The sequence below is a fragment of the Rahnella sp. BIGb0236 genome, assembly GCF_004364755.1.
GTDB classification, from domain to species: Bacteria; Pseudomonadota; Gammaproteobacteria; order Enterobacterales; family Enterobacteriaceae; genus Rahnella; species Rahnella victoriana.
The window spans coordinates 183,053-200,450 of the sequence record NZ_SOAO01000008.1 but is presented as its reverse complement, the minus strand read 5'-3'; the positions used below and the strand labels follow the sequence as shown (position 1 = coordinate 200,450).

General features: G+C 52.4%; 13 protein-coding genes and 1 other RNA gene. 5 read left to right on the top strand and 9 right to left on the bottom strand.

Going from position 1 to position 17,398, the window contains the following annotated elements; genetic code table 11:
- Nucleotides 1-142: 142 nt before the first annotated feature.
- The 6 genes from EDF78_RS17260 to EDF78_RS17235 form a co-directional block, all read right to left on the bottom strand.
- Complete coding sequence (locus EDF78_RS17260) at nucleotides 143-931, bottom strand: heme ABC transporter ATP-binding protein (RefSeq protein ID WP_133823554.1); 789 nt, start codon at nucleotides 929-931, stop codon at nucleotides 143-145.
- A complete protein-coding gene (locus EDF78_RS17255; protein WP_133823553.1) occupies nucleotides 924-1,931 on the bottom strand; it encodes an iron ABC transporter permease in 1,008 nt (335 codons plus the stop codon). The genes EDF78_RS17260 and EDF78_RS17255 overlap by 8 nt, the downstream gene beginning before the upstream one ends.
- Before the next feature lie 17 nt (nucleotides 1,932-1,948).
- A complete protein-coding gene (locus EDF78_RS17250) occupies nucleotides 1,949-2,779 on the bottom strand; it encodes an ABC transporter substrate-binding protein (protein ID WP_131693467.1) in 831 nt (276 codons plus the stop codon).
- Complete coding sequence (locus tag EDF78_RS17245) at nucleotides 2,776-3,810, bottom strand: ChuX/HutX family heme-like substrate-binding protein (RefSeq protein ID WP_131693466.1); 1,035 nt, start codon at nucleotides 3,808-3,810, stop codon at nucleotides 2,776-2,778. The genes EDF78_RS17250 and EDF78_RS17245 overlap by 4 nt, the downstream gene beginning before the upstream one ends.
- 340 nt (nucleotides 3,811-4,150) lie before the next feature.
- Nucleotides 4,151-5,197 carry a 3-deoxy-7-phosphoheptulonate synthase gene (locus EDF78_RS17240; RefSeq protein WP_133823552.1) on the bottom strand — a complete coding sequence of 349 codons (1,047 nt, stop codon included), beginning with the start codon at nucleotides 5,195-5,197 and terminating at the stop codon, nucleotides 4,151-4,153.
- Nucleotides 5,198-5,325: 128 nt separating this feature from the next.
- Nucleotides 5,326-6,147, bottom strand: a complete 822-nt coding sequence (locus EDF78_RS17235) for a pyruvate, water dikinase regulatory protein (RefSeq protein WP_133823551.1) — start codon at nucleotides 6,145-6,147, stop codon at nucleotides 5,326-5,328.
- Between the two features lie 523 nt (nucleotides 6,148-6,670).
- Between EDF78_RS17235 and ppsA the strand changes: the two genes are divergently transcribed.
- On the top strand, nucleotides 6,671-9,046 hold the full coding sequence (gene ppsA / locus EDF78_RS17230) for a phosphoenolpyruvate synthase (protein WP_133823550.1): 2,376 nt from the start codon (nucleotides 6,671-6,673) through the stop codon (nucleotides 9,044-9,046).
- A gap of 134 nt (nucleotides 9,047-9,180) precedes the next feature.
- On the opposite strand, the gene rprA is transcribed toward ppsA, so the two are convergent.
- An RNA gene (rprA, locus tag EDF78_RS17225) (antisense sRNA RprA) lies at nucleotides 9,181-9,291 on the bottom strand.
- Nucleotides 9,292-9,479: 188 nt separating this feature from the next.
- Nucleotides 9,480-10,577 (bottom strand): AI-2E family transporter YdiK, encoded by a 1,098-nt coding sequence (gene ydiK / locus EDF78_RS17220; protein ID WP_133823549.1) that lies wholly within the window; start codon nucleotides 10,575-10,577, stop codon nucleotides 9,480-9,482.
- Between the two features lie 326 nt (nucleotides 10,578-10,903).
- Here ydiK and EDF78_RS17210 point away from each other — a divergent pair, with 326 nt between their 5' ends.
- Nucleotides 10,904-13,960 (top strand): FAD-binding and (Fe-S)-binding domain-containing protein, encoded by a 3,057-nt coding sequence (locus tag EDF78_RS17210; protein ID WP_095921457.1) that lies wholly within the window; start codon nucleotides 10,904-10,906, stop codon nucleotides 13,958-13,960.
- Between the two features lie 14 nt (nucleotides 13,961-13,974).
- Nucleotides 13,975-14,394, top strand: a complete 420-nt coding sequence (locus EDF78_RS17205; protein WP_133823548.1) for a hotdog fold thioesterase — start codon at nucleotides 13,975-13,977, stop codon at nucleotides 14,392-14,394.
- A 116-nt stretch (nucleotides 14,395-14,510) separates the two neighbouring features.
- Here the strand turns inward: EDF78_RS17205 and EDF78_RS17200 are convergent, their stop codons facing one another.
- Nucleotides 14,511-14,915, bottom strand: a complete 405-nt coding sequence (locus EDF78_RS17200) for a hypothetical protein (protein ID WP_133823547.1) — start codon at nucleotides 14,913-14,915, stop codon at nucleotides 14,511-14,513.
- Nucleotides 14,916-15,372: 457 nt separating this feature from the next.
- Here EDF78_RS17200 and sufA point away from each other — a divergent pair, with 457 nt between their 5' ends.
- Complete coding sequence (sufA, locus tag EDF78_RS17195; protein ID WP_013576101.1) at nucleotides 15,373-15,744, top strand: Fe-S cluster assembly scaffold SufA; 372 nt, start codon at nucleotides 15,373-15,375, stop codon at nucleotides 15,742-15,744.
- Between the two features lie 46 nt (nucleotides 15,745-15,790).
- Entirely contained in the window at nucleotides 15,791-17,314 is a 1,524-nt protein-coding gene (gene sufB, locus EDF78_RS17190) for a Fe-S cluster assembly protein SufB (protein WP_015697806.1), read from the top strand.
- The last annotated feature ends 84 nt before the right edge of the window (nucleotides 17,315-17,398 follow it).

Below are 17,398 nucleotides of genomic sequence, written 5' to 3'. Positions count from 1 at the left end.
GGGAAAGAGCCTTTCCCCGAGTGGTAAAGGAAAGGCCCTGGAAGTATCCTAAAGCTCAGAAAAAAGCCAGTCTGTTGCTTAACTGACTGGCATTACACATCTGCTGTGGCATTTTTTTTATTTCCGCTGACCAGGGCCGGATCTACTGGCGCAAAAACACCTGCGGCAGCGCCGTTTCCGGATGCGGACAGACATTCAGATCGGCCTGATACCAGCGACTCAAAATCCCTTCACTCAGCACTTCGGCAGGCGTACCGCTGGCGACCACGCTGCCGCTGTGCAACAAAATGATCCGGTCAGCATACAGTGCGGCAAGATTCAGATCGTGCAGCACGCAACACACGGTCAGTGGCGTCTGCCGGGTTAACTGACGCAGCAGACGCAATGAATGTTGCTGATGGTATAAATCCAGCGCCGAGGTCGGCTCATCGAGAAACAGCCAGCGCGGCGAGGGCTCAGGCTGCCACAGCTGGATCAGTACCCGCGCAAGCTGCACGCGTTGTTGCTCACCGCCGGAAAGATGGCGGTAATCGCGTTCGGCGAGACTCAGGCAGTCCGTTTGCGCCATCACTTCCGTCAGCGCGCGCTGCATATTTTGCTGTCCGTGAGGTGAGCGCCCCAGCGTCAGCACTTCCCGCACCTTGAAACCAAAGGCTAATGTGCTGTTCTGGCGCATAACGGCGCGTGTCCGGGCCAGTTCCTGCGCGGTCCATTCGGTGAGGGGTTTTCCCAGAAGCGAGCACTGGCCTGACTGCGGCGTCAGATAACCGGTCAGTATCCGCATCAGTGTCGATTTCCCGGCGCCGTTTGGCCCGATCAGCGCCACCATATCGCCGCTTTGCAGACTGAGCGACACATCATTGATCAGGCGACGCCCGCCGGCGGAATAGGAGAGGTTTTCTGCATGCATTGATGAACTGAAATCAGACATTGCGCGGCACTCCTGAACGCAGGATCAGCCATAAAAAGTACGGCCCGCCGATCAGGCTGGTCAGCAATCCCACCGGCATTTCAGCCGGCGCCACCAGCGTGCGTGCCAGGGTATCGGCCAGCAACAGCAGACAGGCACCGGCCATCGCTGAACCCGGCAGCAGCCAGCGGTGATCCGCGCCGATACGCATGCGCAACAGATGAGGGATCACCAGACCGATAAAGCCGATCACACCTGACACCGCCACTGCCGCGCCCACCAGCAGGGCACTGAGCAACAGCAACTGCAACTGAGTGCGACGGACGTTGACGCCCAGATAGTGCGCATCCTCCTCACCCAGTTGCAAAATATTCAGGCGGCGGGCCATAAACATGGCGGCGACACAGGCGGGCAGGATCAGCGAGGCGGCGACGGCCAGCGTAGGCCATTGCGCCTGTCCCAGACTGCCCATGCTCCAGAGAGAGAACTGACGTAACTGCTGATCATCACTGACATAGGTGAGCACGCCGACCGCCGCGCCACACAGCGCATTGATGGCAATCCCCGCGAGCAACAACCGGGACAACCCGCCATGCCCGAAACGGCTCAGCGTAAAGACAATGGCGGAAATCGCCAGACTGCCAATAAATGCGCTGATCATGTGGCTGTAAAGCGCCAGCAAGGGCGGCAGCGCCAGTGGCATGACAATCGTCAGCGCCACGGCCAGCGCAGCTCCGCTGCTGATACCAAGCAAACCCGGATCCGCCAGCGGATTGCGGAACAGTCCCTGCATTACTGCGCCGGAACAGGCCAGCGCACACCCGACCACCACCGCGAGTAACACTCTTGGCAGGCGGATAGTCAGCCAGACCTCCCACAAACCATCATCAAATGGCCGCGTGAACAAGGTTCTCAGTGACAGGGACATGGCGCCGGTATTGGTTGCCAGAACCGCCAGTACCAGCAGAGCACCGCCGAGGCCGATCAGCGCCCAAACCGGCGAGCGGCGTCGTGATGGCATTGGAGGGCTCATGCTGCTCATGGGTGCTGTTCCGCTGCCTGACGAAGCTGCGCCATCACGGCCGGGGTCTGCAGGCCGAAGCCCAGCAATGACATATCATCCAGCACCAGCACGCGCTTGTTTTTGCCCGCAGGCGTCATGGCCACACCCGGTAACTTCCACACCTGATCCATTCCGCCCAGTGATTTGACGCCGTCTGACGTCAGCAGAATGATATCCGGCGCGCTGGCGATCACACCTTCCTGCGAGAGCGGGCGATAACGGCTGAAACCCTGCATGGCATTTTGCGCACCGACGGAGGTGATCATCGCATCTGCGGCGGTATTCTGACCGGCCGCCATCGAGGACATGCCACCGTGACTCATCACAAACAGCATTTTCACCGGCAGGGCATCGTGATGAATGGCAGCAATCTGAGCACGATACGTCGCGATCAGTTTGTCACCTTCTGCCTGACGGCTCAGCGCCGCAGCAATCACCTCGATTTTTTTCGGCACGGTATCAGCAGAAGGCGTGCCCGGGACCCGGACAACCTTCACGCCGTTTTGCTCCAGCTGCTGTAATACCAGCGAAGGCTCAGCCAGTTCACTGCTCAGCACCAGCGAAGGGTGCATGGACAGAATGCCTTCCGTGTTCAGCTGGCGCATATAGCCGACATCCGGCAGCGCCAGTACCGCCTGCGGATGCAGGCTGGTGCTGTCACGGGCGACCATCTCATTGCCTGCACCCAGCGCGTAGACAATCTCAGTAACATCGCCACCGATGCTGATCAGCTTTTCAGCCGCCTGCAACGCCGGAGCCGCCAGCAAAACAGCGGCAGCCATCAGTGTTTTCAGCGTGTATTTCATGCGGCAACGCCTTCATGACTGAGCTGAGCCAGCTGCTCGCGCCACTGCGTTTGCTCCGGATTGCCTTCGGTGCGCTGACCATAAAGTTGCGCGATCTGGGTGCCATCGGCAGCGAACAATTCCAGACTGGTCACGAAACCGTCTTTGGTCGGCTTACGGGTGATCCAGCTTTGTGCAATGGCACTTTCTACCAGATGCAGGGTGAAGCGTGAGTTAAAGACGTTAATCCATTCACCGTGCGGCATGACTTTTTCAATCTGCCCGGTGAAGATCTGCACACAGCCACGGTTACCGACGAAAATCATAATTTCATTCTGGTCTTCTTTGGCGATGTTCAGTAAGCGGGTCAGCGAACCATTTTCGACACGCCATGCCAGATCGTCACCGACAGCCTGGAAAGCCTGCTGACGGGTGATGTCATGGCGTTTCAATAACTGGAAGAACTGATGAACGTCGGTCATTGCGCGCCAGTCAGCATCGATAGCCTGGGCATCGGCGGCATTCAGGGCAGGTACTGCCGGCGCGGCTTCAGGCTGCAACGGCGGGTTAACATCACTTTTGTACTGCGCGATCAGCGCGTCCCATGCCGCCATATCGGTTTCATCAGTGTTATAGACTTTATGCACCGCATCGCCTTGCGCATCGAAGAACTGAATGCTGTGACGCACACCACGGGCCGTGGTTTCTGACATGCTGAAAATATGCTGCCAGTGTTGCAGGAACAGACGCAGATCCAGCGCACGCGGGTTAAGGATCAGACCTGCATGGCCGTTCAGATGTTGGTTCTCGTAACGCCCCTGTTGTTCATGCACTGCATAGTCGTTACGGGTAATGGATTTGGTGCCACCGACATTTTCCAGCGCAGCGAGGAGCGTGCGGGCATCAACATCCAGTCGTGAGGCATCGTGGGAAACGCGCAGGGCGGTTAATTCCGCTTCGCTGATCCCCAAAATTTCCGCCAGATCGCGGGCATATTTACCGGGATTGGCTTCTTTGGCCTGTAAATAGTCCTGATAGTGAACTGAATGCATTGCTGTCTCCTCGTTTTCTAAAGTCATCCGCGCGGGGCGCGGATAAAAACTCGCGATGTTATGTGAATGATTTGTAAAAATATTCGGGTCAGAAGCCCGGATTATTCATGGATAGTAATGGGAATTAATATCAATTTGATAATCATTATCAAATCATTGCCAGAACACATCAAGGAAATTTTTGTGGCGGGGATGTAATTTTTCGCTGATAACCTCTTCATTTAAGAGGGGAAGCGGGATTAAAGAAAGTTGAAAAAGACAGCGATGACAGGGGGTCAGCCATAAGACGAGAGTAAAAAGGGCAACATTTGTTGCCCTCAGTCAGGTTACAGCGAGGTGATCAAAAGCGGCTGTCGGTGGCGTTTGCCAGCATCTCCAGCAAGGTTTCGGTATCTTCCCAGCTCAGGCAAGGATCGGTAATCGATTTGCCGTAAACCAGTGGCTTACCCGCGACGATAGGCTGAGTGCCTTCAACCAGGAAGCTTTCCGCCATAATGCCCGCAACGGCGGTCGAACCGCTGATGATTTGCTGGCAAATATCGTCTGCCACTTCCAGCTGACGGCGGTGCTGTTTCTGGCAATTGCCATGACTGAAATCGACCACCAGACGCTGAGGTAAATCGAATTCTGCCAGATTCAGACAGGCTTGCTCAAGATCATCCGCATGATAATTCGGCTTTTTACCGCCACGCATAATCACATGCCCGTAAGGGTTACCGGCGGTGCGGTAAATGGTCATCTGACCATTTTTGTCCGGCGACAGGAACATATGGCTGGTGCGTGAAGACCGGATCGCATCAATGGCGATACGGGTGTTGCCATCCGTCCCATTTTTGAAACCTACCGGGCAAGACAGCGCCGATGCCATTTCGCGATGGATCTGGCTTTCCGTGGTGCGGGCACCGATGGCACCCCAGCTGATGAGGTCGGCAATATACTGGCCGATCACCATATCCAGAAACTCAGTGGCGGTCGGAATACCCATCTGGTTGACGGTCAGCAGCACTTTACGCGCCAGCTCAATACCGTCATTAACACGGCAAGACCCGTTGAGTTCCGGGTCTGAGATCAGGCCCTTCCAGCCGACAACAGTACGTGGCTTTTCAAAGTAGGTACGCATGACGATTTCAAGACGGTCCTGATACTTTTCACGCATTACGCTGAGCTTACCCGCGTAATCAATAGCCGCTTCGATATCGTGGATAGAGCAGGGACTGACAACGACCAGCAACCGCTGATCTTCACCACTGATAATCTTTTCAATCCGTTTACGTGATTCCATCACGTGTTGTGCGACCGACGGGGAAATTGGCAATTTGTCTGCCAGTGCCTGAGGCGTGATCAGGCTGTCGATGCGCGTCGTACGCAGTTCATCTGTTTGTGACATCGTGTTCTCGAAAATTTGTTTCTTCTCTGCGGCAGGAATACCGGGAAGTGATGCCGATCACAATAACGCAAAAACCGACGAATTCAACCACTGTTGGCAGGATATGCCATCCACATCAGTAAAAGGATTCAGAACATACGTCGGCTCATGCCAAAGCTGTCCATGATCTTCGCTGAAATCTCCTCAACGGAATAATTTGTGCTGTTGAGGTAGCGGATCTGGTTCTTGCGAAATAAGGCTTCGACTTCAGAGACTTCCATCCGGCACTGGCGTAAAGAGGCATAACGGCTGTTTTCAACACGCTCCTGACGAATTGCCGTCAGACGATCCGGGTCAATCGTCAGCCCGAACAACTTGTGCATATGTGGCTTTAAGGCGGCGGGTAACTGGATGTTGTCCATGTCGTCGGCAGTAAACGGATAGTTAGCGGCACGGATACCAAACTGCAACGCCAGATAGAGGCTGGTGGGCGTTTTACCGCAGCGGGACACGCCGAGCAAAATGACCTGCGCCTGATCGAGATTACGCAGGGAGATGCCGTCATCATGCGCCAGTGTGTAATCAATCGCGGCGATACGGGCATCATATTTGCTGATGTTGCTTGCCGTCAGGCCGTGAGTCCGGTTGGCGATAGGGGTCGGATCTACACCGAGTTCATTTTGCAGGGGCGCAACCAGCGACTGAACAATGTCCTGACAGAAGCCTTCACTGCCTTTAATGATGTCGCGGATAGTGGGTGAAATGATGGAATAAAACACCAGCGGGCGGGCACCGGTTTTTTCATAAATGTCATTGATCTGGCGGCAGACGGCTTTGGCGCGTTCTTCACTTTCTACAAAGGGCAACGAGTAAGTTGTCGCGTTGACCGGAAATTGAGAAAGCACAGCATGGCCTAACACCTCAGCCGTGATGGCGGTACCGTCGGAAATATAAAACACGCTTCTGTCCACGCACTGCTCCTGATTGATATCACTTCATTTACTGATCGGCTCATCACACCCTTCCGGTGCGTATTTAGTAATAACCAGAATTCGCGGAAATAAAAAGCCTAATTCTTCTGCTACGGGATGTTCTGTTCATTGCTGCGAGGCAGTGCGCAAAATGGCTGTAATAAATGAAATGGCATTTTAAATTTTCCACGTTATCTCGCAGCTTTTTGAATTGCTTCAGCAGAACTTCAGCAGCTCTGATAGCATTAATTCCGCTGAGAAACTAAATGCGATTTATCCATGATTCATAAGGAATAATAACGATTTTGTCCCGATCACAAAATTTGAAGCGCTGGAATTTTCCTAAACAAAAATAGTTTGATTTGCTGGATCGATTCACCTGTCTGTTCCTTATGGATCATTATGCTAGTCTCAAAATGACAGCGTTGTTAAAACCCCTCAAAAAGGTGGCAGGCAACGACTGAATAACCGGTTCGCATTCCTCCTGACCTTTACTGTAAATAAATTAAGAAAGGACTGTTTCATGGCTCATCTCGATCCCGATTTACGCAATGTTATCTGGTACAACCAACTGGGTATGAACGACGTTGATAAAGTCGGGGGCAAGAACGCATCCCTCGGGGAAATGATCACCAATCTGTCTGATCTGGGTGTTTCCGTTCCTAACGGTTTTGCCACGACGTCTCAGGCATTCAATGATTTTCTCGATCAGAGCGGCGTAAACCACCGAATCCATGAATTGCTGGATAAAACGGATGTGGATGATATCGGGCAACTGACCAAAGCCGGCACCCAAATCCGTCAGTGGATCATTGAAACGCCCTTCCAGCCTGAACTGGAAAAATCCATCCGCGAAGCTTATCAGCAGCTTTCCGAGGGTGAGCCAGATGCCTCATTTGCTGTTCGTTCCTCGGCCACCGCGGAGGATATGCCGGATGCCTCATTCGCCGGGCAGCAGGAAACCTTCCTGAATGTTCAGGGCTTTGATGCCGTGCTGACCGCGGTGAAACATGTTTATGCGTCTTTATTTAATGACCGCGCGATTTCTTATCGTGTGCATCAGGGTTACGACCATCGCGGCGTCGCGCTTTCTGCCGGTGTGCAGCGCATGGTGCGTTCAGATCTCGCTGCGGCGGGCGTGATGTTCACCATCGATACGGAATCAGGTTTTGATCAGGTGGTGTTTATTACCTCGGCTTACGGCCTCGGTGAAATGGTGGTTCAGGGCGCGGTGAATCCGGATGAGTTCTACGTGCACAAACCGACGCTGGAGAAGAAAAAACCCGCGATTGTGCGCCGCACGATGGGCTCGAAAAAAATCCGCATGGTGTATGCACCGAGTCAGGAACACGGCAAGCAGGTACAGATTGAAGATGTCCCTGCCGAACTGAGCAGCCGTTTTTCACTGACGGATGACGAAGTTCAGGCGCTGGCGCGTCAGGCTCTGTTGATTGAAAAACACTATGGTCGTCCGATGGATATCGAATGGGCGAAAGACGGGCATAACGGCAAACTGTATATCGTACAGGCGCGTCCGGAGACTGTGCGTTCAAACGGTCAGGTTATGGAACGCTATCAGCTCAATGGCAGCAGCAACGTGCTGGTAGAAGGGCGTGCAATCGGCCACCGTATCGGTGCCGGTCCGGTCAAAATCATTCATGACATCAGCGAAATGCACCACGTTAAAGCCGGTGATGTGCTGGTGACCGACATGACGGATCCCGACTGGGAGCCGATCATGAAAAAAGCCTCGGCGATTGTCACCAACCGTGGCGGTCGTACCTGTCACGCGGCCATTATTGCCCGTGAACTGGGCATTCCTGCGGTGGTCGGATGTGGCGATGCCACCGAAAAACTGACAGAAAACCAGAAAGTGACGGTTTCCTGTTCTGAAGGCGACACCGGCTATGTGTATCAGGATGAGCTGGATTTCTCCGTGCAGAGTTCAGAAATTGATGAACTGCCGGCATTGCCGCTGAAAATTATGATGAATATTGGCAACCCGGATCGTGCGTTTGATTTCGCCTGTCTGCCAAACGAAGGCGTCGGACTGGCGCGTTTAGAATTCATCATCAACCGCATGATTGGCGTGCATCCAAAAGCATTGCTGGAGTTTGACCAGCAAACGCCAGAGCTTCAGGAAGAGATCAGCAAACTCATTCAGGGTTATGACAGCCCGAGAGAATATTACGTCGCAAGACTGACGGAAGGGATCTCTACACTGGGCGCGGCGTTCTGGCCAAAGCGTGTGATCGTCCGTTTATCTGATTTCAAATCAAATGAATACGCCAATCTGGTCGGTGGCGAGAAATACGAACCTCATGAAGAAAACCCGATGTTAGGTTTCCGTGGCGCCGGTCGGTATGTTGCTGACAGCTTCCGTGATTGCTTCGCGCTTGAATGCGAGGCAATGAAACGGGTGCGCAATGATATGGGGCTGACGAACGTTGAAGTGATGATTCCGTTTGTGCGTACCGTGGCACAGGCTGAAGCGGTGGTGGCTGAGCTGGCAAACCAGGGGCTGAAACGCGGCGAAAATGGTCTGAAAGTGATCATGATGTGTGAAATCCCGTCAAATGCCTTGTTGGCAGATCAGTTCCTGGAGCACTTTGATGGCTTCTCTATCGGGTCTAACGACATGACTCAGCTGGCACTGGGGCTGGATCGCGATTCGGGTGTGGTGTCTGAACTCTTTGATGAACGTAACGACGCCGTGAAAGCGCTTCTGTCGATGGCCATCAAAGCCGCGAAGAAACAGGGTAAGTATGTCGGTATCTGTGGGCAGGGCCCGTCAGATCATCAGGACTTTGCCCAGTGGCTGATGGATGAGGGCATCGACAGTTTGTCGCTGAATCCTGATACTGTCGTACAAACCTGGCTGGCGCTGGCTGAGAAGTAAATAAATTCCTAATGCCCTAAATTAAAGGCTGTCACTTACAGGTGATGGCCTTTTCTTTTTTCTGAGCCGCTCATTTCGGGAAATAGAAAAGAATAAGGATGAAGGAAGAAATAACAAAATGGCGGGAAAAAGATTAAAAAAAAAGCCCGTCTTGGGAGACAGGCAAAGACTACACACAGCAATTTGGGGTATACAGGCTCAGGGGAAAGCATGTATATAAATCAGTGAGTTGAAATCCGAACTGTTAATAATACTAAGTTTCTCAATGTATTTAGTCTGTAAGAATTCTCCTAATAGAGTTTATTCTCATTCTCATGGATGAAGCGGGATGTTGTCTTCGGTTAAAAAGTCATGGCGGGATTTGAATAAAGAAAAAGGCGTTGCCCGTTAAATTTTCGGAGCAACGCCTGAGATGCATTAACGCGTGATGAAATTACTCGTCCAGTGCTTTCAGTGCCTCGACTGGATCTGCATCAGGCTCCGGTGCTTCATTCACCCAAAGTGAAATCAGGCGATAGGATACCGCCAGCACAACCGGTCCGATGAACAGGCCAATCATACCGAAGGCAAACAGGCCACCGATAACGCCGGATAAAATCAGTAACATCGGCAAATCTGCACCCATCCGGATAAGAACCGGGCGCAGTACGTTATCGAGCGAGCCGACCACGCAACTCCACACCAGCAGCACGGTGCCCCAGGTATTGTCACCAGACCAGTACAGCCAGATGATAGCCGGGATCAATATCAGCAATGGCCCGATTTGCGCGACACAGCAGACGAACATCACGACCGTCAGTACCGTGGCGTAAGGGATCCCGGCGATTGTCAGCCCGATACCGCCCAGCACAGACTGAACAATCGCAGTCACCACCACGCCCAGTGCCACTGCCCGGATCGCCTGACCGGCGAGGATCACTGCCGCATCACCGCGCTCTGCCGCCAGACGCACCGCGAAATGACGGATGCCCATCGCAACATTTTCCCCACGGCTGTAAAGCAGCGCACTGAATAACAACATCAGCGCACAGTGCACGATAAAGCGACCCAGATGACCCGCTTGTGTCACAAACCATGCAGCAGTTTGTCCGACGTAGGGTTGCACTTTACTCATCAGCGCATTACCGCCGCCATTAATCAGGGCATGCCAGCCGTTGTAGAGTTTATGCCCCACCAGCGGGATCGCATTCAGCCACTGAAAATCTGGCATGTGTAACGAAGAAGGATGGCTGGCAATTTCGACCAGCGGTGCGCCGTTCTCCACCGCGCTGCTGACCAGCAAGGCGATAGGCATGACGAACAACAGGATCAACAGCAGCGTCATGATAATGACGGCCAGAAAACGGCGTCCCCAGAGAAGGCGCTGAAGCCTGATCATCAGCGGCCATGTGGCGATGACCACCATTCCGGCCCAGACAAACCCGAGAATAAAGGGTTGGACAATCCAGATGCTGGCAACGGTCATCAGGGCAATAAACAGAACCCCGAACATAATCTGGGGTAAGTCATAACGTTTAATTGGGAGATTCATTCATGTTTCTCATATGGATAAACGAAATAAGGCACGAACCCTGTGCCTCAAAAAATGTGTCAGACAACGTCAGTCATAAAATAAGCATGGAACACCACGCGGCATTTGGATAGTGCGCCACACAATAAGTTGCAACGCGTTGTTGCAACGAGTGCTTTTTGCGAGATGTCATGAAACATCTGCAACAAAGGTCAACCAGACGGAGCGCTTAAAAACGAAGTATGTTAGTTTTTATTCTGGGTAAAGAACAGGGTGGATCTGCCCCGCAGATCCGGCAGGTCGCCTCGGGCCCGCCAGGCATACAACAAAGAAAGAGTCATAATTCAATGATCCCACAGATTTCTCAGGCGCCGGGTGTCATCCAGCTGGTGCTCGATTTTTTGGAAGCGTTAAAAAGCAATGGTTTTACGGGTGATCTCACAACAACTTATGCCGACAGACTGACGATGGCCACAGACAACAGTGTCTATCAGCTGTTGCCTGATGCGGTGTTATTCCCGCTTGCCACGTCGGACGTCGCCCTGATTGCGCGTCTTGCAGGACAGGAACGTTTCAAAACGCTGGTGTTCACGCCACGCGGCGGCGGCACCGGCACCAACGGCCAGTCACTTAACCGCGGTATTGTGGTGGATATGTCCCGTCATATGAACCGCATTCTGGATATCAATACCGAACAGGGTTGGGTGAAAGTGGAAGCCGGTGTGATTAAAGACCAGCTCAATGATTACCTGCGTCCGTTTGGTTATTTCTTTTCCCCTGAACTCTCGACCAGTAACCGCGCCACACTGGGCGGCATGATAAACACGGATGCGTCGGGGCAGGGGTCACTGGTATACGGTAAAACCTCCGACCATGTGCTCGGTGTCCGGGCCATCGTGCTCGGCGGCGATATGCTCGATACCACCGCCATCCCTACGGCTCTGGCGGATAAGCTGGGTGAAGAAGATTCGGTTATCGGGCGGATTTACCGCACCGTGCTGGACAGCTGTCGTGATAACCGTGCGCTGGTGATCGAAAAATTCCCGAAACTTAACCGCTTTCTGACCGGTTATGATTTGCGCCATGTACTGAGCGACGATCTGCAAACCTTCAATCTGACCCGCATTCTGACCGGTTCAGAAGGTTCGCTGGCCTTTATTACCGAAGCGCGGCTGAACATCACCCCCATCCCGAAAGTGCGCCGTCTGGTCAATATTAAATATGACTCGTTCAACTCAGCACTGCGCAACGCGCCGTTTATGGTGGAAGCCAAAGCGCTGTCTGTGGAAACCGTCGATTCCAAGGTACTGAATCTGGCGCGTGAAGACATTGTCTGGCACAGCGTTCGTGATTACATCACGGATGTTGAAGGCAAAGACATGCAGGGGTTGAACATTGTCGAGTTCGCTGGTGATGACGCTGAGCTGATTGAAAGTCAGGTGAGTGCGTTATGCGAGCGGCTTGACGGTCTGATGAGTGATAAAGAAGGCGGCGTCATCGGCTATCAGATTTGTGCCGACCTGGCAGGAATCGAGCGTATTTATAATATGCGAAAAAAAGCCGTCGGTTTGCTGGGTAACGCGAAGGGGCAGGCTAAACCGCTGCCGTTTGCAGAAGATACCTGCGTGCCGCCTCAGCATCTGGCGGATTACATTGTTGAATTCCGTGCACTGCTCGACAGCCATAACCTGAGTTATGGCATGTTCGGTCATGTGGATGCCGGGGTATTGCATGTGCGTCCCGCGCTGGATATGTGCGACCCGCAGCAGGAAATGTTGCTCAAGCAGATCTCTGATGAAGTGGTGGCGCTCACCGCCAAATACGGCGGTTTGCTGTGGGGAGAACACGGCAAAGGTTTCCGTGCGGAATACAGTCCGGCATTTTTTGGCGAGGCACTGTTCCATGAATTGCGCCGCATCAAAACGGTGTTCGACCCGGATAACCGTCTGAACCCCGGTAAAATTTGCGCGCCGCTGGAATGCGATGAACCGATGATGAAAGTGGATGCGGCTAAACGCGGAACACTCGATCGTCGTATTCCGCTGGAAGTTCGTCAGTCTTTCCGTGGCGCCATGGAGTGTAATGGCAACGGTCTGTGCTTTAACTTTGATGTCAAAAGCCCGATGTGCCCGTCGATGAAAATCACCGGCAGCCGCATTCACTCGCCGAAAGGCCGTGCCGGACTGGTGCGCGAATGGCTGCGTTTATTGTCAGAGCAGGGTGTGGACCCGCTGGTACTGGAAAATGCGTTGCCGGAAAAAGGCTTGAGTTTCCGCAGCCTGATCGACCGCACCCGCAATAGCTGGCATGCCAGTAAAGGCGAATATGACTTCTCACACGAAGTGAAAGAAGCGATGTCGGGTTGTCTGGCCTGCAAAGCCTGCTCAACGCAATGCCCGATCAAGATTGATGTCCCTGGCTTCCGTTCCCGCTTCCTGCAGCTATATCACACGCGCTATCTGCGTCCGGCACGAGACCATGTTGTCGCCAGTGTTGAAAGTTATGCACCGCTGATGGCGAAAGCCCCTAAATTGTTCAACTTCTTCCTTAAACAACCGTGGGTCAGGGAGATGAGCCGGAAGAGTATTGGCATGGTGGATTTGCCCCTGCTGTCTTCCCCGACGCTGCGGGAACAACTGTCAGGCCATCGTGCCAGCAACATGACGCTGGAACAGCTGGAGGCTATCCCGCCAGTGCAACGAAACGACTATGTGCTGGTCGTGCAGGATCCGTTTACCAGTTTCTATGATGCAAAGGTCGTGGCTGATTTTGTGCAACTGATTGAAAAACTGGGACTGAAGCCGGTACTGTTGCCATTCTCACCCAATGGTAAAGCGCAGCATATCAAAGGGTTCCTGACTCGTTTTGCAAAAACAGCGAAGAAAACATCGCAGTTTCTGAACCGTGTAGCGCAGTTAGGTATGCCGCTGGTGGGGGTCGATCCGGCGCTGGTGCTCTGTTATCGCGATGAATATAAAGAAATCCTTGGCGATGCCCGGGGTTCATTCCAGGTTCAACTGGTGCATGAATGGCTCGACAGCTGGCTGGCAGAACGTCCTGCACAACAGCAAAGCGGCGAGTCCTGGTATTTGTTCGGGCACTGTACCGAAAGTACCGCGTTACCAAACAGCAGCAAACAGTGGAGCGACATCTTTGCCCGTTATGGTGCGAAGCTGGAAAACGTCAGCGTGGGCTGCTGCGGTATGGCCGGCACCTACGGTCACGAAACCAAAAATCTCCAAAACTCACTGGGGATTTATGAGCTCTCCTGGCATACCTCCTTGCAGCGGTTGCCGCGTCAGCGCTGTCTGGCAACCGGGTATTCCTGTCGCAGTCAGGTAAAACGCATTGAAGGCAACGGCGTTCGTCACCCGCTGCAGGCTTTGCTGGAAATCATTCCCTAACAAAAGGAAGCACGATGTCATTCTGGAAACGGAGTACCACGCTGGAAGCCCTGAATCAGCGCAGTCAGGGATGCATGGTCGGGCATGTGGGCATTGAATTTACGGTACTGGGAGAGGATTTCCTCGAAGCGACAATGCCGGTGGATGCCCGTACGACCCAGCCATTTGGTTTACTTCATGGTGGCGCATCTGTAGTGCTGGCCGAAACCCTCGGATCAATGGCGGGCTATCTGTGCTGCGAGGGCAATCAGACCGTGGTCGGCGTGGAAATTAATGCCAGCCATATGCAGTCAGCAAGGGAAGGGCAGGTGCGCGGTGTATGCCGTGCCTTACGTACCGGACGCCGGAGTCAGGTATGGCAGATTGAGATTTTTGATCAGAAAGGCAATCTTTGCTGTGTGTCGCGACTGACCACCATGGTGATAGAACATTGATGTAGGCTATTAATCGCGGCGTGTGGCACGGTTGATATCTCTGAGAGGCGGATACATGTTATATGTGTCCGCTTTTTTATTTGGCTTAAAGCAAGGCGTAACTTATTGAAAAAGAATTAAAGCTGGAAAGGGACGCGCTTGGCAAAGTCAGTTTGAAAGGCTGTTGCTTTTTCCCAGATGCCCATCATGGCATAATACTGACAAATGAGTTTTAACGTATGTCGCGCAAAATGATAGCTCTGAACACGGAAGAGTTCGCAGCGGACAACACTGTTGATTTCCAGTATCAGCCGGTTGTGTAATTTGCATAAAGCATGCAGATAGCTGTGGTCATCCCCGTTTTGCAGACACAGATTGGCCATATCCAGACAGATACTGTTAAAACGTTTGAGGTGGCAGAGATGTGCTTCAGGGCGTCGCAAGGCAGCATCCGCCATATAAAAATCCACCGTCGCATCGCGGACACTGGATTTATAGTCGTCGATCTTGCCTTGCAACCACGCATTTACCGATTGAGCCATTCTCAGTATTCCGGGTTATCTGAATGATAATCATTATCAAAGAATGACTATCATATTGGCAAAAAATCACCGGATCAACGATTTCATCCGGTTTTTTTCATTTTGTTGCTCAAAAGCAGCTAAGCAAAAAGAGCCTTATTCTTTCGATTATGTCGAATTCATAAATAGGCATTTCCGATGAATGTTTTATAATAGACACAATGAAAGCTATTAAACCTTAGCATTTATAGGGTTATTTTAAATTTTTAACAAAAAATTGACAATTTATTCAATCAGTTGATGGTTGCGGTGTTCAAGACCCGCCAGCGGCCGGATGTAAAGACGATACGCATTGAGTGTCTTTCCTTATGCGTCATCGCTATACCCTCTTAAAACAAGAGGTTGAAGTGATTAACGTTATCACTAGAATAGAGACAATAGGTCTTGTCTATGACCGTAAAAATATGAGGTAAGACAGATGCAAACTGAAACTGTCGGCTCTTTCTCTTTAGACGACAACGTATGGCAAGGTGTGAGCCTGACTGATTCTGCAGCCAAACAGATTAACACGCTGGTGGCACAGGATCCCGAGGTCAAAGGTCTCCAGCTCTCCGTGAAACAATCGGGCTGCGCCGGCTTCGGCTACGTTCTGGATTTAACCAAACAACCGGCCAGCGATGACCTGGTGTTTGAACATGACGGCGCTTTGCTGTTTGTTCCGCTGAAGGCCATGCCTTTCATCGACGGAACCGAGGTGGATTTTGTCCGTGAAGGACTGAATCAGATATTTAAATTCAATAATCCTAAAGCTCAGCATGCCTGCGGGTGTGGCGAAAGTTTCGGTGTTTAAGACTTTCTGTTTCTAAGATTATTGTAAACAAAGCGATGTAACCAACATGTCACGAAGCAACGTAGAAATTCCAGATGATGTGCAGTCTTGGGTCGGCGAGGGGACGAATTACAAGGAAGGGTTCTTTACCCAGCTGGCAACCGATGAATTAGCATCAGGCATCAACGAAGATGTGGTGCGTGCGATTTCCGCAAAGCGCAACGAGCCTGAGTGGATGCTGGAGTTCCGTCTGCAGGCTTATCATGCCTGGTTGAAAATGGAAGAACCGCACTGGCTCAAAGCGTATTACACGCCTCTTGATTACCAGGATTACAGCTATTATTCCGCGCCATCCTGTGGCAGCTGCGATGATACCTGCGGTTCTCAGCCTGGCGCCACGCAGCAACCTCCGGAAGATTCTCACAGCATTCCTGCGCTTGACGGTAAAAACTACCTCACCAGTGAAGTAGAAAAAGCCTTTGAGCAACTGGGTGTTCCGGTTCGTGAAGGCAAAGAAGTCGCGGTCGATGCAATCTTCGACTCCGTTTCTGTCTCCACGACTTACCGCGATAAGCTGGCGGAATCGGGCGTGATTTTCTGCTCATTCGGCGAAGCCATTCACGAATATCCTGATCTGGTACGTAAATACCTCGGGACCGTGGTGCCTGCACAGGATAACTTCTTCGCCGCGCTGAATGCCGCCGTTGCTTCTGATGGTACCTTTGTTTACGTGCCAAAAGGCGTGCGTTGCCCGATGGAACTGTCGACGTATTTCCGTATTAACGCGGCGAAAACCGGTCAGTTCGAACGTACCATTCTGATTGCTGACGAAGGCAGTTATGTCAGTTACATCGAAGGTTGCTCGGCGCCGGTACGTGACACCTACCAGCTGCACGCAGCGGTCGTAGAAGTCATCCTGCACAAAGACGCGGAAGTGAAATATTCCACCGTGCAGAACTGGTTCTCCGGCAGCAAAGACAGCAGCGGCGGTATTCTGAACTTCGTGACCAAACGTGCATTGTGCGAAGGCGCAGGTTCTAAGATGTCCTGGACGCAGTCTGAAACCGGTTCAGCGATTACCTGGAAGTACCCGAGCGTGATCCTCAAAGGGGATAACTCCATCGGTGAATTCTTCTCGGTTGCGCTCACCAGCGGCAAGCAACAGGCCGATACCGGCACCAAGATGATCCACATTGGTAAAAACACTAAGTCGACCATCATCTCTAAAGGTATTTCTGCCGGTCACAGCCAGAACAGCTATCGCGGTCTGGTGAAGATCCTGCCGAGTGCTGAAAACGCCCGTAACTTTACGCAGTGTGACTCCATGCTGATTGGTGCCGACAGTGCCGCACATACGTTCCCGTATGTTGAAGTGCGTAACAACACGGCTCAGCTGGAACATGAAGCCACGACGTCAAAAATCGGCGATGATCAACTGTTCTACTGTCTGCAACGTGGTATCAGCGAAGATGATGCTATTTCCATGATTGTTAACGGTTTCTGTAAAGATGTCTTTTCCGAGCTGCCGCTGGAGTTTGCTGTCGAAGCACAGAAACTGCTGGCAATCAGCCTTGAACACAGCGTCGGTTAATTCTCCGTACGCTTTTCCTCCCGACGTCGCAGGGTGTGATGTGGTCGTCGGGCAGGTTTGAGTTCAGCACAGTCAAAGCATAAA

What these genes read in the sequence shown, in the direction of transcription:
- EDF78_RS17210 (WP_095921457.1), top strand. Translation starts at nt 10,904, where the DNA reads ATGATCCCACAGATTTCTCAGGCGCCGGGTGTCATCCAGCTGGTGCTC.
- EDF78_RS17255 (WP_133823553.1), bottom strand. Translation starts at nt 1,931, where the DNA reads ATGCCATCACGACGCCGCTCGCCGGTTTGGGCGCTGATCGGCCTCGGC.
- ydiK (WP_133823549.1), bottom strand. Translation starts at nt 10,577, where the DNA reads ATGAATCTCCCAATTAAACGTTATGACTTACCCCAGATTATGTTCGGG.
- sufA (WP_013576101.1), top strand. Translation starts at nt 15,373, where the DNA reads ATGCAAACTGAAACTGTCGGCTCTTTCTCTTTAGACGACAACGTATGG.
- EDF78_RS17260 (WP_133823554.1), bottom strand. Translation starts at nt 931, where the DNA reads ATGTCTGATTTCAGTTCATCAATGCATGCAGAAAACCTCTCCTATTCC.
- EDF78_RS17200 (WP_133823547.1), bottom strand. Translation starts at nt 14,915, where the DNA reads ATGGCTCAATCGGTAAATGCGTGGTTGCAAGGCAAGATCGACGACTAT.
- EDF78_RS17245 (WP_131693466.1), bottom strand. Translation starts at nt 3,810, where the DNA reads ATGCATTCAGTTCACTATCAGGACTATTTACAGGCCAAAGAAGCCAAT.
- EDF78_RS17250 (WP_131693467.1), bottom strand. Translation starts at nt 2,779, where the DNA reads ATGAAATACACGCTGAAAACACTGATGGCTGCCGCTGTTTTGCTGGCG.
- EDF78_RS17240 (WP_133823552.1), bottom strand. Translation starts at nt 5,197, where the DNA reads ATGTCACAAACAGATGAACTGCGTACGACGCGCATCGACAGCCTGATC.
- EDF78_RS17205 (WP_133823548.1), top strand. Translation starts at nt 13,975, where the DNA reads ATGTCATTCTGGAAACGGAGTACCACGCTGGAAGCCCTGAATCAGCGC.
- sufB (WP_015697806.1), top strand. Translation starts at nt 15,791, where the DNA reads ATGTCACGAAGCAACGTAGAAATTCCAGATGATGTGCAGTCTTGGGTC.
- ppsA (WP_133823550.1), top strand. Translation starts at nt 6,671, where the DNA reads ATGGCTCATCTCGATCCCGATTTACGCAATGTTATCTGGTACAACCAA.